The organism is Alteromonas sp. AWJ4_199 (assembly GCF_056159165.1).
In genome coordinates this window covers 737278-754832 of sequence record NZ_JBSWUR010000001.1, presented here as the reverse complement: position 1 = coordinate 754832, position 17555 = coordinate 737278, and the positions used below count along the sequence as shown (strand labels likewise).

The following is a 17555-nucleotide window of genomic DNA, read 5'->3' as shown; positions in this document are numbered from 1 at the left end:
AGGTTCGCAATGACCGATGCTTTCTAGGCAAGGACAGAGCTAGAGAGTGGGGGTAAATAATAATGTTAAAAGCTTTAATTTTATTAATACTAATAATCTTCTACACTTTTTTATTAAAGCGAAGATTCAACGTAAAGATGATGGATGCTTGGCAAGCCGAAACATTAGGCTCCGAGATACTGGTATACGTGATGATCGCTTTGCCTGTTATTCTTGCGTGGCTTACTACGGTTCTTTTTGGGTATCTGTTCTACTAAGCAGATGCAATAGACGCATATAAAAAAGCGCTCGTGGCAAAAAATGCAGCGAGCGCCTTATCTTTTAAACTACTTTTAGAAGCGGTAAGTTAACTTCGAGTAAACAAAGCGACCACGCGGGTTATGTACGCTACCTACGTAACCGTAAAGATCGCTATCACCATCACCAATAGCAAATGGTGGCTCTTCATCTAGCAGGTTATTTGAACCAATAACTAAGCGAAGATTGTCGCTGTAATTATAACCAAATTGCAAATCAACCAGCATTTGAGAATCTACTGTTCTAGACGTATTTTCTTCAAAATCTAGTACACCGTCGAAATTGATGTCCGGCGTATCTTCAAACTCACCAATAAAGCTGATGTTTAGGTTCGCATCAAACGCGCCTTTTGACCATGTTGTACCGAACAACCAACGATGCTCTGGATAACCGTACTCGCCTGTGTATTCTAGGCCGTCTTTTTCAAACTCGTTCATGTAAGACCAATCTAGGTTAAAGCGCACGTTACCGTACTCTTGAAGCTCCATGCTGTAGTTTGCACTGAAGTCTACACCCGACGCCTCTTGTGACGATACGTTCTGATAAGTATTAAAAATTTTCTGAATAACACCTAGCGACTCACCTTGCTGTGGATCTAAACGAACACATATCGTGCTGTCTTGGTTATTACATTCTGCATCGTAAACAAGACCGAACTGCTGTTCGTCAATTTTGTTGTCTTGGGTGATGCTCCAAACGTCAATACTCAAACCGAGCTCTTGAATAGGTGCGTAGATAACACCCACGTTCCACGATTCTGACTCTTCGGCATCTAGGTTAGGGTTACCCGCAAACTCGATATTGTAGTCTAGCGATTCACAATCTTGGCCAGTTGCTTCACAGCGATATTGGTCTACAAAGAATACACTTTTCTGCGATGGACCAAGACCAACTTGTGCAAGAGAAGGGGCTCTAAACCCTTGTGCCCATGAACCGCGTACTGTTACTTCATCGCTTGGCGCCCAACGCAGCGCAATTTTAGGATTGGTGGTGCTGCCAAAGTCACTGTAGTGGTCATAGCGGCCAGCTAATTGAAGTTCTAGCTCGTCAGCCAAAGGAATAGAAAGCTCCAAATATGCCGCGTACTGGTCGCGTTCTGCTGAAGCTGATACTGACTCCGTCCCAAAAATTAAGCCGCGTTGGAACTGTACATCAGGAACGTCAGATACCTGCTCTTCGCGATATTCAACGCCTGCCGCCATCATGACTACGTCGTCACCAAAATCAAAGGCTTCGCCCGTAATGTGTGCATCTACACTCGTCATGCGAGATTCACCACGACGCACTAGGCTGGTGGTAATTTCATCAATAACGCTTTGCGGATTGGTTACACCGCCAAACGGATTGTAGTTACCAAGATCGATTTGTTCTTGTAACCAATCAACGCGAACCCAGCCCTGTGATTGGTCACCACTTTGCTCTGAACGGCTACGGCCTTTTTGTACCGATGCTTCCCAATCATAGTCATTGAATGTACCGCGAAGGCCTGCTACCAAACGAAGGGTGTCAGACTCGATATCCCAACGGCGAGCGCCAGCGTCAACAGGGCGGTAGCGACCAATTTCAATGTCTTGTCCAAACGGGTTATCTGGGTGAGTACCTGGAACGGTTAGGCCTGCGTCTTCGTCAAGAGGCGTTGCCGCACCGCCTGCCTCAGAGGTGTTGTGCTGCATAGCCACTTCCATAAACGCGGTGGTTTCATCGCCAATTTTGTAATCAAACTGGCCGATAAAGCCTACACGCTCAGAAGCGGGGATAGTAAGACCGAAAGGTCCATAGTCAAACAAGCAGCTGCCAGATGCGGTTGCGCTATCTTCTGGGCAGTCTGGATCGATTGTTTTAACACCGTCTACATAAAAGTATCCTGGATAGCCTCGTGATGAACGAAAATCCATTCCGCCATACGGTGACTGATTAGCCGTACCGAAACGACCCATTTCGTCAGCACCAAGCGTGCTGTTGTTAAAGTAGTCGATGATTACTGTGGCACTACTTTTTTCGCTTTGAGAACCCCATAGGATGCTCGCTGTGGTCTCATCATAGCTTGGGCCTGTGGTGCCGCCATAGCCCGCGTTGATTTCAAGACCTTCATAGTCTTTTTTAAGCACAACGTTAACTACACCTGCTACCGCATCAGAGCCATAAATAGCCGATGCACCATCCTTTAGGATATCGATACGTTCGATAGCAGATACTGGGATAGAGTTAATATCAACAAATGAATTAGTGATACTTTCTGCGAACGCGCTGATTGCCACCCGGCGACCGTTAATTAGCACCAGTGTCGCGTCAGGGCCCATGCCGCGAAGCGAAACTGCTGCCGCACCATTTGCGGTTGAGTCTTGGCTATTGTTACGCGTTGAAAAGGTTCCTGCGCCGGTAGCGGGCATGCGCTCCAGTAGTTGCTGTAGGTTTTCATAACCCATGCCTTCAATCATAGTTGCATCAATTGATTGAATAGGTGAGGGGCCTTCCATATCTGTGCGCTTGATACGAGAACCGGTAACTGCAATTCGTTCAAGGTTGGCTGCTTCTTCGTCAGCTTGCTGTGCATACGCAGGAGAAAGAGAGGTTATTCCTGAAAGTGCTAATCCCACTGCAATTGCACTTACTTTACGACCTTGTTTCATTGTTATTTCCTTATTGTCCATTTTACTTGCTGTGTGTTTTTGCAACATAACATGTTGCAATTTTATGAATAGCACTCCTAATACTAAAGTTGCAATAGGGGAAGTTGCGAAAGATGTGACACTTAGTTACAAAGTGTGTAAAGGAAGACTTACTTTTTGCGTTAATTTTGTGCAATTTCAGATGAGGGAAGTGAAGGTGAAATAGCACCTAAACTTTGAATTATAAGCTTTTTGGCCTTGCATAAGGCTTTTCTTAATTGCAGAGGAATACGCCAACACAGGCTTATGATTTGTAATAATTTAAAGGTTATCCAATAAGTCTACATTTATCTTTATATGCGCGAACTTAGTTGTATTTACAGATCTGACCAGCTTGTTGGTGATGCTAAATTGAACGCAAGTAAAGGTCGTCAGATAATAAAAATTAGGATAGATGCACCCAACCGGCCTATTTCAGCGCAGTAAAAAACCTATCTTTTCTGGGTAAATACATGTTGTTTTTATCTACAGAAAACGCCACAGACGTCGCTTTACCTTGAATCTCTTTAATTGGAATAAAACCGTAGTAGCGAGAATCTACGCTGTTGTTTCTGTTGTCACCCATAGCAAGAACATGCGCTTTCGGCACAGTAACTACATTAAAACTTTTTGCAGCGCTCGGTATTGGATTAAGCGCAATAGTGCGGTTGTGCCCAAGGATGTACTCGGAATAAATCTGGTCCTTTGTCAGGGTTAATTCTGCTTTTTCATCATTTATAAAAAGGAGGTTATTTTTTAGTTCAACCTTATCACCCTCAACAGCAATGACTCGCTTAATGAGCCTTGTACTAGCTGCATTGCTGTCGATAATAACGATATCGCCGCGTTTGATATCGCCAGTTTGCGCAATTACAACATCGGTAAAAGGAAGTTCTAGTGTGTATGCCGATTTATCGACAACCACTCGGTCCCCAACCTTTATAGTTGGCTCCATAGAGCCGCTGGGAACATGATACCAGTCGGCTACGCTGCTTCTAAAAGAAAAAAGCAAAACGATAAATAAAATAAAAGGCAGATTGTTTTTCACGCTTTGTTTAATGTGTTTCAAAATCGGGCTCTCGCTGTTCATAACTCGCAGATTTATTCAAAGGCTTTTTAAGTGTTACTTTTCTTTTTGTGTAGAGGGCATTCAAGCCCGTTTGTTCCACTTCACGATTTGGAAAATGTAACTAACTGTGTCTTTGAATGGTTAAACTGAGATCAATTTCTATATTTTTTATTCAATGTTCTAAATAAATATTTCATTAAATCATGTGCTTAATTAGTTTTCATGAGTGTTCTATAAAAGCGTCGCGGTTACGATTTACCTTGTTATCGCGTTCGGGCTTATCCTAATCTCGTGCACTGCCAGCGCACTTATGCTATTTCTTACACTTTTGGTTAGTGAAGAAATAAGAACGATGCGTTCAAGAATAAAAAATAGAAAACGAATATATGCTGCAGTTGCTGTGAGTGCACTAAGTGCAATGTCGATAGGATGTACCTACACCGCTCGCAACTTAGATAAAAATCAGCCAGTTTCCGTTGAAGCAACTAATGCTGAATCTCAGAGCGCTTCTTCATTCAACGTCGACTATGAACGATTTACATTAGATAACGGACTTACCGTATTGCTTCACGTCGATAAGTCAGACCCCGTGGTGGCTGTCGCATTGACTGCCCATGTTGGCTCTGCTCGAGAAATACAAGGCCGAACAGGTTTTGCCCATCTATTTGAACACCTGCTTTTTCTTGAATCAGAGAACTTGGGGAAAGGCGGGTTAGATAAATTGAGCGCCAGAATTGGGGGCTCAGGTGCAAATGGTTCTACTAGTCGCGACAGCACCAATTATTACCAAACAGTACCTGCAGATGCATTAGAGAAAATGATTTGGGCAGAGGCTGACAAACTGGGCTTCTTCATTAACACAGTAACCGAGCCCGTACTTGCTAAAGAAAAGCAGGTTGTAAAAAACGAAAAACGCCAGGGGGTTGATAATCGCCCCTACGGGCACAACCAATATGTTATTGATAAGAACCTTTACCCTGAAGGGCACCCCTATAGTTGGCAAGTTATCGGTTCACTTGAAGACTTACAGAGTGCAACGCTTGCCGATGTAAAAGCGTTTTTTAACACGTGGTACGTGCCTAATAATGTGGTCCTAACTATCGCTGGCGACATTGATGTTACTCAAACAAAGACATGGGTCAAAAAGTACTTTGATGAAATACCCGCAGGTCAGCGGATCGATAAACTACCGCCGCAACCCGCAAAGCTTACAGACACGATAAAACGGTTTCATGTTGATAACTTTGCACAGGCACCACTGCTCACCATGGTGTGGCCTACCGTACCCGAATATCATAATGACTATTACGCCTTACAAGTCCTTTCTCAATACCTAAGCGAGGGCAAGAATGCGCCGCTGAACAGAGTACTTATTGATGAAAAGAAACTTACCAGTAATGTTTATCTTTACGGGTATGACGCGGAGATAGCGGGCCAATTGCAACTGCAAGTTATGGCGTTTGACGGCGTGAATTTAGATGATGTTGCACAGAGCATAAGCGAAGCGTTTGCAGTATTTGAAAAAGAGGGTATTTCTTTAGATGATTTAGCGCGAATAAAAGCTGGGCAGGAAACGGGATTTTATCAGGGACTCTCAAGCGTATTAGGTAAAGGCTTTCAGTTAGCACAATACGAAATTTTTGCAGGTGGTGCAGAGTTTATAAGCCAAGACGTTCAAAAAATATTAGGGGTTACGCAGCAAGACGTAATGCGTGTGTATAACGCCTACATTAAAGATAAACCTTTTGTTGCGACAAGCTTTGTACCTCAAGGTGAGCAGGATTTAGTGTTGAGCGGTTCGACAAAAGCCAACGTTGTTGAAGAGCAGATTGTGGCGGGCGCAGAAGAGAACTTCGATGCTTCTATTGCCGCTGAATTTGAACGGACACCCTCAACTTTTGATCGCACGCAGGAACCTAACTATGGTGATAGCATAGATGTTACTCCACCAAGAGTTTGGCAAAGCGAGTTATCCTCGGGAATTGAGATTACAGGTATCTCTAATAGCGAAGTGCCTCTCGTATCTTTCGAATTGAAGCTGGAAGGTGGAATGCTGCTTGACCCGGAAAATAAAACGGGGACAGCAAACTTAGTAGCCGAAACGCTACTTAAAGGTACTGCAAACAAAACAGCTCAACAGCTTGAACAGGAAATCGAACTATTAGGCGCGACTTTGGAGGCCAGCGCTTCTGAAACTGATATTACAATTAGAGGAACCGTACTTTCTAAACACTACGGTAAGCTAATGGAGTTGGTTTCTGAAGTGTTGCTTTCCCCTCGTTTTGACGAAGAAGAGTTTTATCTTGCGAAAGACGATGTGATAAACCAGATTGCACAAATCAAAGCAAACCCCAACGCAATAGCTTCAGTTGAGTTTAAAGCACTGCTCTACGGAAAAGACCACCCATTTGCTCAAACCACACTCGGCGACATTGAGTCGGTTAATAATATTGTGCTCGACGACGTGAAAGTGTTTTATCGCAAAAACGTGTCTCCGTCTGTTGCGAAACTGCGGGTTGCAGGAGACATTCAACAGCAAGACGTTATCGCTGCACTATCAAAGCTCAACAATAGTTGGGAACGTAAAAAAGTAGTGTTACCCGCGGTTTCTGAGCCAGATCTACCTAAAAAAGCGCAACTGTTTTTCTACGACGTTCCTAATGCTAAACAGTCTGTGCTGTATTTTGGCCATTCAGCTCCCAGCGTTAACCATCAAGATGCCTACAAGGTCAGCGTCATGAACTATCGTTTGGGCGGGGGAGGCTTTGCCTCTCAAATGATGCAAGAACTTCGCGAAAATAAAGGGTATACCTATGGTATTCGTTCGTCCTTCTCTAGTGATCAGTATTCAGGTGAATTTACTATCAGAAGCTCAGTACGTTCAAATGTGACTCTTGAAGCGACACAAGCGGTTATGGATATATTGAGGTCGTTCGACAAAGGTTATTCTAGTGAAGATCTAGCTGTTACAAAGGGGTTTACTCTCAAATCAGCTGCCCGTGCGTTTGAAACACTTGGAGCCAAACTAGACATGGTGGGTGAAATCAGTGACTTTGGCTTTGCTAGTGATTATGTATTAAAGCAAGAAGCAGAGGTGAAGGCGCTGACAGTTGATGAGATAAAACGCTTATATCGTGATTATGTGCATCCAGATAAGATGATTTATTTAATTGTTGGGGATAAAGCTACGCAGTTTGAACGTCTGGAGGCTCTTGGACTCGGGAAGCCGATACTGCTAAATGCTGAGCAGGAATAAAGGGCGATCGGAATAAAAGGGTAAGCGGAACAGAGGCTGTTCACCTTGCCTCAACTAACCTACTAAATAGAATGCAAAAGAAAGGGCCCGCACCAAACAGTGCTAGCCCTTTATGCATATTTTTTAAAGCTGTACTTGCTACAGCTCAACGCAGAAACCAACACTCATCAAGGCTAGTTGTTCTATCAACGCTGGGTACTACTGTGTTTTCAGTTTAGCCAAAAGCTGCTCCAAAGTGCTAACGGCGGTAAAGATGGCCTTCGAACTCTCTGCCGATGCCTGTGAGTTGCTGGATACTTCAGATGTAGCGTTGCCTATTACTACCATGTTTCTGTTGAGCTCCTCACTTACTTGGCTCTGTTCTTCAGCGGCTGCCGCCATTTGCGTCATGCGCTCGCTGATTTCTCCTATTTGAAGTACCGTGGTTTGCATTTTTTCAAGGGCTGACTGGGAAAGCTGTGCTGCACCTTCGGCTTTCTGACTGCCAGTGTGTATGGTTGTTACCGTGTGATCAACTTCGCTTTGTAATGCTGTAATCACCCTACCAATTTCACCTACCGATTCTGCTGTCTTAGAAGCAAGAGAGCGCACCTCGTCAGCAACGACACTGAATCCTCTTCCATTTTCTCCTGCACGTGCTGCTTCAATAGCTGCGTTTAGTGCCAAGAGGTTGGTCTGGTCAGCTATCGCGCCAATGACGTCAAGGATCTTTTTGATGTCAGCGCTTCGTTGAGAGACTGCTTGTACAGCGTCCGATGCGTTTTGCATTTCACTCGACAGTTCTATTACTGAATGTGTTGATTGAGAAATTTCACTTTCCGTTTGTTTTACAGAATTTGTCGCGTTATCCGCATTATTTGCGGCGTCGGCGGCGGTTCGCGCTACCTCTTGAGCAGTTTGCGACATTTCAGTAATAGCGGTGACAACGCTATCAATTTCAGCTTGTTGTACTTGAATTAAAGAATTCGTGCTCTGTGTGTGGCTTTGTGTTTGTTCGCTTTGCGCTATAACTTGAGCGCACGACTGTTTTGCTTGCTCAAGCAACTCACGTACTCTTTCTTTAAATAAGTTGAACGCTTCGCTTAACTGAATAAGTTCAGCATGAGAGTCCACGTGAATGTCTTGGGTCAGATCACCACCTTGACCAGCAAGCTCTTCCATTCTTTGAGCGACCTGTCGCACTGGCTGAATAATGCTTTTTGTGAACACGAAAACCAGAGCAAGAGCAATTGCGGTACATATTATCGCTACAATTAGTTGGGTGGTTAATAATGAGGTTACTGACGAAGATATCATCGCCTCTAGTGAAGTGATTGGCGCCAGCGCACTCGTTTTATTAACGCCAACGATCATTTTCCATTTCACCTTTGCCACATTAAGCGATATGTCTTGTGAAACATATAGCATACCGTCACTTTCATAGAGCCCTGATTGTTGGTCGGCATTGAGTAGGCGACTTGATTTCGCTTCATCGCTAAATACTTCAGAAAATGGACGAGCTAACTTACTCTTTGCGCTCGTTGCTGCAACCACTAATCCATTTTGGCTTACAACGTAAACTTCAGCATTACCGTTGTACAGCGATGCCTTTAGACTTTCAGCTCGTTTTTGGATAATAGGGAGGTTTAAGTCAGTGCCTACCACTCCACGAAAACGATTATTAGCAACGACGGGAACCGTAAGGCTTGTCATTAGTTCGCTGTAGCCTTCACGGATTTCGTATTTATAAGGGTTAGATACACACGGTGTGAGCGTCTCCTTATTACACAAGTACCACTCTGCAGCCCTGAAGCCAAATTCATCTAAGGTAGTGTCATGTTTAAGCGTTGGGTCGGTAATCAAAACCTGTTCGGGTTTATTGTTAGCGCCGCGAATGAAATAGACTTCAAAGCTTCCCATGCCGGGAGTCGAATGGGTCTTTCCGCTGCTGTTTTCTGCTGCCTTGCCATCAAACAAATTAGCCTCGAACTGAGCGTACATACTTGATGTCACATTCGTTGTTAGCACACTTTTAACCAGTCTCTCTGCCTGCTCTCTACTTAACGATAATTCGTCGCTTGCTTCAATACTCGAGGTTAACTGGGTTGCAAGCGCAGTTGGCAAGTAGTGGGCACTGTTGAGCAGGGCCTCTGTTTGTGCCGCAAACTGTGCCGCCTTTGCTGATACTGTCCTCTCTATTTGTTCGACAACTTCTGAATTAACATGTTGATCAATCTTACGCTCTGTACTTTTAAGTAACGCATAGCTTACGCCAATAAAAACCGTAGCAAGCAAGATAAAGAGTATGCCTACGACAGACATGAGTTTAGACGACAAGGAGTAGCTTTTTTTCATGAATAATAACTTAGCTAAAATATGTGCAGCCCGCATATGGCGGAACGTTTATGTGAACGCTTTAGCGGATTCGTTTTCCATAGAATTCTATAAAGCGTAATGATCTTAAGTGTAGGATGTTTTGATAATTATGCTCACTTATTATACGTAAAACCTTATGTAAAGAATGCAATGACGCGTTTTTTCATAAATACACAGGTATTTTATCTTATACCTTTTTGGTGTGAATGTGACCGGAAGCACCGGTGAATTTCGTAGTTATTGGTAGAAATAATATGTGTAAGCAATTTAAAGGGCGGGACAAATCTGATGCCGGATAAAAAGAGTGAAGCAGGTGATCGACGTAAAGACGTGGCGCTTAGTCATACCGAAGAGAAAGACGTAAGAGATAATCAGAGTTTAAACTCAGTTTCTTTGTATGCGATTGTCCACAGGGAAGGGTTAGAAGAACTTCAGCGTCCTATGATGTCATTGTGGTGGTCTGGTGTTGCAGCAGGTATTGGTATTTCGCTTTCTATTTTAGCTGAGGGCATTCTGCATCAGCTTTTTGTAAACACCCCCAATCAGTTTGTTATTGAGAATTTGGGCTATACGGTTGGTTTCGTGCTGGTGATTGTTGGTCGCTTACAGTTATTTACTGAAAATACGCTTTCGGTCATTCTTCCGTTGTTAAGCAAGCCGTCTTTACACATGGGCTCCTGCATTGCGCGTTTGTGGCTTATTGTTTTCGCCGCCAATATGTTCGGCACCTTTTTGGCTGCGTTTTTCAGCTATAGCTTGCAAGCAGTTCCACCCAACCTCGTTGAAGGAATGACTGCCATATCTGAGCACTACGCTAAATTATCACCGTCAGACGCTTTCTCATACGGCATTACGTCTGGTTTTATCATTGCCGCTATTGTGTGGATGAAGCCTTCGGTTAAGCATTCTCAAATATTGATGATCGTTATTTTCACCTATTTAATTGCGATTGGAAATTTCACGCACGTGATAGCGGGCTCGACTGAACTATTTCTATTGGCTCTGCAAGGGCAAATCAGTATTGCCGAAACGGCTGCGTTAATAGGCGCAACTCTGATGGGTAATATCGTTGGCGGAACAGGACTGTTCGCACTATTAGCTTATGGGCAGGTAGTACGAGAGATAGAAGATTGAGTTTCACTATTGGCTATTGGATTTCAAAGCTGTAGACTTAAGCGTTTTGCACAATTTTAGTAAATGCCTAGTTAATAATAGCGGTCATTAGTGCATGAAAGTGTTCACGCTTTTTAGAACAAAATAAGTAGGCAAGCGAATCATTCAGGGACGAAAAACACTATGTTGAATAAACTATTACTTATCTTAGTCGTTGCTTTTGGCGCGAAACTTTATTTCGAAAACAACAGCCACCAATACTTAGATAATCAGCAGGACCTAAATCAACTTTCAACTCAAGAGCTACTTACTCAAGAGCATTTTGCTCAAACTGAGCGCAATTCTTTTAAGTGCGACGGACGACAATATTGCAGTCAAATGACGTCGTATGAAGAAGCAAAATACTTTCTAAAAAATTGCCCTAATACGAAAATGGATGGTGATGACGATGGTATTCCATGTGAGCGTCAATTTAACAGGTTTGACTAATTATTAGGTGTTTTACTGAGAAGAAAGCGACCCTCGATAATTCAACATTTAAATATTGAGGGTCAGAGTATTTTAATATATTAGTACGTGCGTTGATTACTTATGACGCTCGCGAAGTACATCTAGCGCATCGTTTAGCGACATATCGCTTGCCTGAAGAAGAACCGTTAGGTGATACAACAAATCAGCGGCTTCGTTTTTAAGCTCTTCTTTGTCGTGCACAGTAGCTGCTAGCGCGGTTTCTACTCCTTCTTCACCTACCTTTTGGGCTATGCGTTTAATGCCTTTATTGTAAAGGCTGGCGGTATAGCTGCTTTTGGGGTCGGCATCTTTGCGGGCCGCCAATACTCGCTCTAAGTCTGCAAGAAAGGTAAACGCTGGCGTGTTGCCATCAAACCAACAGCTTTCAACACCAGTGTGACATGTTGGGCCGTTAGGGTTGGCAAGTACTAACAGTGAATCTTGGTCGCAATCGCAGGCAACGCTCACTAAATCTAGCGTGTTACCAGACGTTTCACCCTTGGTCCAAAGACGTTGTTTTGAACGGCTGAAAAAGGTCACTTTACCCGTTTCAAGGGTTTTCGCTAGGGCATCTTGGTCCATATAACCCTGCATTAATACCTTGCCTGATAGTGCATCTTGCACAATGGCAGGTAGTAGGTTATCCATTTTGTCCCAAGCCAGTATATTGCTGTTTTCGTTAGTAATGATCACGGGTTTACTCCTTCTGCTTGCGCCGTTAATCCGTGACGCTTACGCATGGCAACGCCATTGCTGGTTAACTCTGCTTTTAACTCATCAATATTGATGATGCCCTTGTGAAATACTGATGCTGCAAGCGCGCCATCTACGTCAGCCTGTTGAAACACATCCGTAAAGTGGGCAATTTCACCTGCACCACCCGATGCAATTAGCGGCACTTCACAGACATCGCGCACGGCCTTTAATTGCTTCACATCATAGCCTTTGCGCACGCCGTCTTGGTTCATACAGTTCAGTACAATTTCACCTGCACCACGTGACTGTACTTCTTTAATCCAGTCGATGGTTTGCCACTGGCTTTTTTGCGTACGCGCTTCATCGCCGGTGAATTTATACACTTCGTATTGGTCGGTTGCTTCGTTATAGAAACTGTCGATACCAATCACGACGCACTGTTGTCCATAAACGTCGTGCAGCTGGTTAATAAGGTCTGGATTATTAAGGGCAGGGGAGTTAATCGAAATCTTATCTGCACCCATTTCCAAAATGCGCCCAGCATCTTCAATACTCTTAATGCCGCCAGCAACACAAAAAGGGATATCAATAACCTGTGCAATACGGCTAACCCAGCTTTTATCTACTACGCGGGCATCAGAGCTGGCGGTAATATCATAGAATACTAGTTCGTCGGCACCTGCTTTCGCATATTGCTCAGCAAGAGGTACAATATCACCAATAATTTCGTGGTTTCTAAACTGAACGCCCTTAACAACTTTGCCGTCGCGTACGTCTAGGCACGGTATTATGCGTTTTGCCAGCATGCGATAGCCTCCTTCACCGTAAACTTACCTTCAAGTAGTGCGCGCCCTAAAATAACGCCGCCAACGTTTGTGGGTTTTAGCGCTTCGATATCAGCGATGCTGCCAATACCGCCAGACGCTTGCCAGCTAACGTGTGGGAAACGGGCTGCCATTTCTTGATACAGCTCAGTGTTCGCACCTTGTAGCGTGCCGTCGCGGCTAATGTCGGTACACAGCACATGCTTTGCGCCTACTGTAGCGAAGTCTTCAAGCAAGCCTTCAAGGGCTACGCCTGAGTTCTCTTGCCAGCCGTGTGTGGCAATAAGCTTTTCACCGCTCTCGCTAATATTAATATCAAGGGCCAGTACAATGTGCTCTGGGCCGTATTTTTCTACCCAAGACTTTACAAGCTCGGGTTGTTTTACAGCCAAAGAACCAATTACTACACGGCTTACGCCAGTTTCAAGTAACTGTGCCACTTCTTCTTCGCTACGAATGCCGCCGCCCGCTTGAAACTTCATGCGCTTTGTGTCGACCATAGACTTGATAAGCGAAAGCTGACGCTTACTGGTGTCTTTCGCGCCGGTAAGGTCAACAATGTGCAGCCAGGTTGCGCCTTGGTCAGCATAGTCGTGAACCACGTCAACAGGGTCCAGTTCGTATTGGGTTTTTTGCTCGTAGTCACCTTGATATAAGCGGACTACATGTCCTTCAATAAGATCAATCGCTGGAATAATCATTATAGGTTCACAAAGTTAGTCAGTAGTTGTGCTCCGGCCTCGCCAGAACGTTCTGGGTGAAATTGCACCCCGTAAAAATTGTCATTATTAATGGCGGCTGAAAATGCATTGCCATAAGTACAGCTGGCAAGCGTATGCTCGTATTCAGGCACGGCAAAACTGTGCACAAAGTAAAAGTAGGTATCTTGTGGAATGCCTTTGAACAGACTTTCGCTGTTGTGTGAGACAGTGTTCCAACCCATATGAGGTAAGCGCACGCCTTTAGATTCCATCCGCGCCACGTGACCTGGCATAAGGTTTAAACAGTCGATGTTACCTGTGCCTTGAAAACCACCTTCAGCGCTAGTTTCAACCATAAGCTGCATGCCCAAACATACACCAAGCACAGGTTGGGTAAGCGACTTTAGGGTTTCCACTAACGCTTTTTGCTTAACGCTTGTCATAGCCGCTGCTGCTGTACCTACGCCGGGTAAAAACACTTTGTGAGCGCTTTTAATCACGTTTACATCGTCAGATACTTCCACTTCAACGCCCAAGCGTTCAAGGGCAAAGCGTACCGATGAGATGTTGGCGCAGCCGGTATTCACTATTACTATTTTTTGTCGCTGGCTAGTGTTTACCACTGACATTACAGTGCTCCTTTACTGCTTGGCAATGCATCACCCTGGCGCGTAATGGCTTGGCGAAGGGCACGACCAAATACTTTAAACAGGCTTTCTACCTGGTGGTGAGCGTTACCTTCGCTGGTGGAAAGGTGCAGCGATAGTCCCATGCTTTGTGCAAGCGAATAGAAGAAGTGCGGCACCATTTCTGTTGCCATTTCACCTACCTGGTCGCGGCTAAATTCAGCGTCAAACTTAAGGTGTGGGCGGTTAGAAATGTCCATAATACATTCAGCACGGCACTCATCCATTGGCAAGGCAAAACCAAAACGACCAATACCGCGTTTGTCGCCAAGTGCTTTTTTAAGTGCCTCTCCTAATGCAAGCGCGGTGTCTTCTACACTGTGGTGATCGTCAATGTGCAAATCGCCATCTGTAGTCAGGTTTAATTCAAAACCGCCGTGTGTAGCAATCTGGTCAAGCATGTGGTCAAAAAAGCCCATGCCGGTCTGGATAGTCGACTTGGCCTGAGAATCAAGATCAACGCGAACACGAATATCTGTTTCAGAGGTGGTACGTACCACTTCTGCAATGCGTGAAGATGCCAGTAAGCTTTTCTGAATATCATTCCAGTTTAAGCTTTCGCGATTGTACTGAAAGCTACGAATACCCATGTTTTCAGCAAGCTGTACGTCAGTAATTCTGTCACCAATTACAAATGAACGGGTAAAGTCTACTTTCCCTTGCTGCAAGTATTCTTGCACTAGACCAAGCTTTGGTTTGCGACATGTGCAGTTATCAGCATCGAAGTGCGGGCAAATAAGCACGTCGTCAAACACTACACCCTGGCTTTCAAAAATGGCCATCATGGCATTGTGTGGCTTGTCGAAGTCTTCTTGCGGGAAACTGTCTGTACCCAAGCCGTCTTGGTTACTTACCATCACGAGCTTAAACCCAGCTGCCTTTAGTTTAAGTAGCACAGGAATTACGTTTGGCTCGAAAACCAGCTTCTCTAGACTATCTAATTGCTTATCTACTGGCGGCTCTTCAACAAGTGTACCGTCGCGGTCGATAAATAAAATGGCTTGCTGACTCATGCCGCATCCTCACTATTTTTAAATTCGTTAATCAACTGCATTAAACGCTGATTTTGTTCTTCAGTGCCTATGCTTACGCGTAAACAGTTTTGTAAGTTAAGCTGTTTTGATTGATCGCGAATAAGCATGCCTTGGCTTACCAAGTACTGCATTAGGGCTTGCGCTTTTGCGTAGCGGAATAAGATAAAGTTTGCTCGTCTATCACCCACTAATTCAAAGTCTTCAACCGCTTCTAATGCTTCAGCTAATGCTTCTTTTTCGCGGTTAATGGTAGCCACCTGAAGCTCAAGTAACGTTAGCGACTCAGCCGACAATGCTTGTGCAGCAATCTGCGCTACTGGCTCTGGAATGGGGTAGGGCGCTATCACTTTAAGCAGAGCTTGAATTACAGGTGCTTGAGCAAGGGTAAAACCACAGCGAAGACCGGCAAGTGCAAACGCTTTAGACAGCGTACGAAGTACCACTAAGTTCGGGTAGTTGTTTATTTCATTTGCCCATGTATTGTCGGCATCAAACTCAATATACGCTTCATCTACAACAACCAGTGCTTTATCGGCAAAGTGATTAAGCACGGCTTTGATATCTTCGCGAGCAACCGGGGTACCGGTTGGATTATTTGGCGCGCAGATGAAAATCACGTTAACGTCTTCTTCTGCGCAAACTGCATTCACATTAAGGCTAAAGTCGTCGTTAAGCGGCACTTTCTTAATGCCCACATCACAGGTTTCAGCACTGATGGCATACATACCGTAAGTAGGTGGGCATATTAGAATGCTGTCTTTACCCGGCGTGCAGAAGGTACGGATAAGCAGTTCAATGCCCTCATCTGCACCGCGAGTAACGATAAGCTGCGACTTATCAAGCCCTGCGTAGTTTGCGTAGCCACTCACTACCGCTTCAGGCTGGCACGATGGATAGCGGTTAAAGTTACCGCTATCTACATTATATTCGTTGGCATAAGGTGACTCGTTAGCGTTAAGCCAATCTTGACCGCCTGAAAACAAACGGCGCGCCGACTCGTAAGGCTTTAACGGCACTAGGTTTTCGTTAATTAGGTTATCGATAAGTGCCGACATTAGGCGTCTCCCTGCTTAAGTGCCTGCATACGAAGTGCAACAGCCTGTTCGTGGGCGTCTAAGCCCTCGGCGGCTGCTAATGCCATAATCGCAGGGCCTAAATTACGCATACCATCTTCGCTTAACTCTTGAATTGTGTAGCGGCGCATAAAGTCTAACAGGCCAAGACTAGAATAATTCTTAGCATAGCCGTATGTGGGCAGTACATGGTTAGTGCCGGACGCATAGTCACCGGCAGATTCAGGTGACCAGGGACCTAAGAAAATGGAGCCTGCATATTTAATCTTTGGTAAATAATCGCGGGCATTCTCAATCTGCACAATTAAGTGTTCAGCCGCGTAGGCATTGCTTGCCTCTATGGCTTGTTCAATTGAATCGGCCAAGATATAACGTGCATTTTCCATAGCAGGGCGTGCAATTTCAGCGCGAGACAGCGTAGCTAATTGACGTTCAACCGCGGCTTTTGCCTCTTCAATAAGCGTGGCGCTGTTGGATACCAAAATGGCCTGTGAATCTGGGCCGTGTTCGGCTTGGGAAAGTAAGTCTGCAGCCACAAATTCAGGGTTTGCAAATTCATCAGCAAGTACCAATACTTCTGATGGACCCGCCGGCATATCAATAGCAGCACCATCAGCACGTTGGCTAACTTGCTGTTTAGCTTCGGTAACAAAGCTATTGCCAGGGCCGAAGATTTTATCGACCTGAGGAATCGTTTCAGTACCCAATGCCATGGCTGCAACCGCTTGAGCGCCCCCACACAAGAAGATTTTATCAATGCCGCATTTTCTTGCCGCATAGGCAATTTCAGGCGCAATAAGTTGTTCTTTATTTGGCGGTGTGCACAGGAGTTTATTTTCACAACCTGCCACTAGCGCGGGTACACCAAGCATTAGCACAGTTGAGGGAAGTGGAGCACTGCCCCCTGGAATATACAGACCTACTGCGTCAAGGGCAGTGAAGCGGAGCTCACATTTGACGCCAGGCGTTGTGGTCAGCGCAATATCACTGGGCATTTGCGCTTCGTGAAAGGTCTTTATATTGTTAAACGCTGTGTCGATAGCGTTTGCGACTTCAGGTGTTACCTTAGCTGCAAGGGCATCGATATTCTCTTGCGAAAGCACAAGGCTTTTTAGATCCGGGCAGTCAAATTTCCGTGTGTAATCAAGTACTGCCGGATCACCATCTGCTTCAACGCGGGCGATTATCTCGCCCACGGTTTGCTTTAACTGTTGGCTATTGGCCATAGCCGGGCGGGCTAGCGCCTGTTTTTTCTCATTTGCCGAGAGAGATGACCAAGTAATCATAATTGTC

General features: G+C 44.8%; 13 protein-coding genes. 3 read left to right on the top strand and 10 right to left on the bottom strand.

The window, feature by feature from the left end; genetic code table 11:
• Positions 1 to 332 precede the first annotated feature (332 nt).
• A complete protein-coding gene (locus ACXAER_RS03325) occupies positions 333 to 2927 on the bottom strand; it encodes a TonB-dependent receptor (RefSeq protein WP_474826564.1) in 2595 nt (864 codons plus the stop codon).
• A 448-nt stretch (positions 2928 to 3375) separates the two neighbouring features.
• A complete protein-coding gene (gene lepB / locus ACXAER_RS03320) occupies positions 3376 to 4035 on the bottom strand; it encodes a signal peptidase I (RefSeq protein WP_474826562.1) in 660 nt (219 codons plus the stop codon).
• A gap of 331 nt (positions 4036 to 4366) precedes the next feature.
• On the opposite strand from lepB, the gene ACXAER_RS03315 reads away from it, so the two are divergent.
• The gene (locus ACXAER_RS03315; protein WP_474826560.1) at positions 4367 to 7270 is read left to right on the top strand and encodes a M16 family metallopeptidase; all 2904 of its coding nucleotides are present in this window, start codon (positions 4367 to 4369) and stop codon (positions 7268 to 7270) included.
• Positions 7271 to 7468: 198 nt separating this feature from the next.
• Here the strand turns inward: ACXAER_RS03315 and ACXAER_RS03310 are convergent, their stop codons facing one another.
• The gene (locus ACXAER_RS03310; RefSeq protein ID WP_474826558.1) at positions 7469 to 9604 is read right to left on the bottom strand and encodes a methyl-accepting chemotaxis protein; all 2136 of its coding nucleotides are present in this window, start codon (positions 9602 to 9604) and stop codon (positions 7469 to 7471) included.
• Between the two features lie 309 nt (positions 9605 to 9913).
• Here ACXAER_RS03310 and ACXAER_RS03305 point away from each other — a divergent pair, with 309 nt between their 5' ends.
• Together ACXAER_RS03305 and ACXAER_RS03300 are read left to right on the top strand one after the other, a co-directional pair.
• Entirely contained in the window at positions 9914 to 10759 is an 846-nt protein-coding gene (locus ACXAER_RS03305) for a formate/nitrite transporter family protein (protein WP_474826556.1), read from the top strand.
• A gap of 162 nt (positions 10760 to 10921) precedes the next feature.
• Complete coding sequence (locus tag ACXAER_RS03300) at positions 10922 to 11227, top strand: excalibur calcium-binding domain-containing protein (RefSeq protein ID WP_474826554.1); 306 nt, start codon at positions 10922 to 10924, stop codon at positions 11225 to 11227.
• A 96-nt stretch (positions 11228 to 11323) separates the two neighbouring features.
• Here the strand turns inward: ACXAER_RS03300 and hisIE are convergent, their stop codons facing one another.
• From hisIE to hisD, 7 genes are read right to left on the bottom strand one after another with little or no spacing between them, the layout of a single operon-like run.
• Positions 11324 to 11941, bottom strand: a complete 618-nt coding sequence (hisIE, locus tag ACXAER_RS03295) for a bifunctional phosphoribosyl-AMP cyclohydrolase/phosphoribosyl-ATP diphosphatase HisIE (RefSeq protein WP_474826552.1) — start codon at positions 11939 to 11941, stop codon at positions 11324 to 11326.
• Positions 11938 to 12750 carry an imidazole glycerol phosphate synthase subunit HisF gene (gene hisF, locus ACXAER_RS03290; RefSeq protein WP_014950033.1) on the bottom strand — a complete coding sequence of 271 codons (813 nt, stop codon included), beginning with the start codon at positions 12748 to 12750 and terminating at the stop codon, positions 11938 to 11940. The genes hisIE and hisF overlap by 4 nt, the downstream gene beginning before the upstream one ends.
• Positions 12732 to 13469, bottom strand: a complete 738-nt coding sequence (gene hisA, locus ACXAER_RS03285) for a 1-(5-phosphoribosyl)-5-[(5-phosphoribosylamino)methylideneamino]imidazole-4-carboxamide isomerase (protein ID WP_474826550.1) — start codon at positions 13467 to 13469, stop codon at positions 12732 to 12734. Before hisA ends, hisF begins: the two co-directional genes overlap by 19 nt.
• On the bottom strand, positions 13469 to 14098 hold the full coding sequence (hisH, locus tag ACXAER_RS03280; protein WP_474826548.1) for an imidazole glycerol phosphate synthase subunit HisH: 630 nt from the start codon (positions 14096 to 14098) through the stop codon (positions 13469 to 13471). The genes hisA and hisH overlap by 1 nt, the downstream gene beginning before the upstream one ends.
• Positions 14098 to 15168, bottom strand: a complete 1071-nt coding sequence (gene hisB / locus ACXAER_RS03275) for a bifunctional histidinol-phosphatase/imidazoleglycerol-phosphate dehydratase HisB (protein ID WP_014950030.1) — start codon at positions 15166 to 15168, stop codon at positions 14098 to 14100. The genes hisH and hisB overlap by 1 nt, the downstream gene beginning before the upstream one ends.
• On the bottom strand, positions 15165 to 16244 hold the full coding sequence (hisC, locus tag ACXAER_RS03270; RefSeq protein ID WP_474826546.1) for a histidinol-phosphate transaminase: 1080 nt from the start codon (positions 16242 to 16244) through the stop codon (positions 15165 to 15167). The genes hisB and hisC overlap by 4 nt, the downstream gene beginning before the upstream one ends.
• Positions 16244 to 17548: a histidinol dehydrogenase gene (gene hisD, locus ACXAER_RS03265; RefSeq protein ID WP_474826544.1), complete on the bottom strand. Its 1305-nt coding sequence runs from the start codon at positions 17546 to 17548 to the stop codon at positions 16244 to 16246. Before hisD ends, hisC begins: the two co-directional genes overlap by 1 nt.
• Positions 17549 to 17555: the final 7 nt, after the last annotated feature.